Here is a 1,136-nt window from a genome sequence, read left to right on the forward strand (position 1 = left end):
GGCCCGACGAGCGCGCCCGGCCCGTCCGGCGCGTCCGGCGCATCCGGCGCGCCCACCTCCGGATCGTCCGCCCCGTCCGCCCCGTCTGCTTCCGGGCCGTCTGCTTCCGGGCCGTCTGCCTCGGGGGCAGACGACCCGGGACCGTCCGCCTCGTCCGCCCCGTCAGCTTCCGGGCCGACCTCCTCGGGATCGACCGACCCGAGGGCGTCTGCTTCCGGGCCGCCCGCTTCTGGGCCGACCGCCGCCGGGGCGGGGGACGGGTGTGAGGCCGTGGTGCTTCCCGCTCCCAAGGGCGAGACCCCCCATTCCCCTGGCGACACCCCGTCCAGTACCCCGTCGGGACACGACGGGACGAACGTCGGCCCGTCCGGCGCGGAACCCGGCGGCGAGGCCGGAGACGCCGGACCGCCCGGCGGTGACACCACGCCGACCGACAGCCCGTCCGGCACCGGCTCAGGCGGCGGTGAGAGCGGCACGAGTGGGACGTCCGGGAGCGGCACCGGCGGTGGCTCGGGTAAGGGCGGCAGCCAAGACTCGAACGGTGGCTCGGGCGCGGGGGGCGGAACGGGCGCAGGTGATGGCTCCGGTTCTGGGAATGGTTCGGGCTCGGGTGGCGGTCCGCATTCGGGCGGCGACTCCCACTCCGGTGAGGGGTCGGGTTCGGGCGGTGGCTCCGACTCGGGCGGTGGTTCCGGGTCGGCGTCGAGTGGCGGTTCCGGCTCGGGCTCAGGCGGTGGCTCTGGCTCGGGCACGGACGGCGGGCCGGCGGGGAGCGGATCGGGGAACGGCTCGGCCCACGGTGGCGGGGCGGATGGTGGCTCGTCCGGGAGCGGAGCGGGTTCGGGCGGCGGCTCGGGTAGTGGGTCGGGGTCCGGCGACGGCTCGGGTTCAGGTAGCGGATCGGGCTCTGGCGATGGGACGGACGGTGGCTCACCTGGGAGCGGTTCTGGTTCCGGTTCTGGCTCGGGCAATGGCTCGGGTTCGGGTAGCGGTTCCGGTTCCGGCTCGGGCGGTGGCTCGGGCTCGGGTTCGGGTAGCGGTTCGGGCTCTGGCGATGGGGCGGACGGTGGTTCGTCCGGGAGTGGGGCGGGGTCCGGCGGTGGCTCGGGTTCGGGTGGTGACTCCCACTCCGGTGA

At 76.0% G+C, this 1,136-nt stretch carries 1 protein-coding gene; it reads left to right on the forward strand.

Translation table 11 applies throughout. From position 1 onward, the window contains the following. Window positions 1-266, forward strand: a 266-nt coding sequence (locus tag DMH08_RS40715; RefSeq protein WP_158642475.1) for a hypothetical protein, incomplete at its 5' end; no start/stop codon positions are given. Window positions 267-1,136 lie beyond the last annotated feature (870 nt).

This window comes from Actinomadura sp. WAC 06369, from assembly GCF_003947565.1.
Lineage (GTDB): Bacteria > Actinomycetota > Actinomycetes > Streptosporangiales > Streptosporangiaceae > Spirillospora > Spirillospora rifamycini.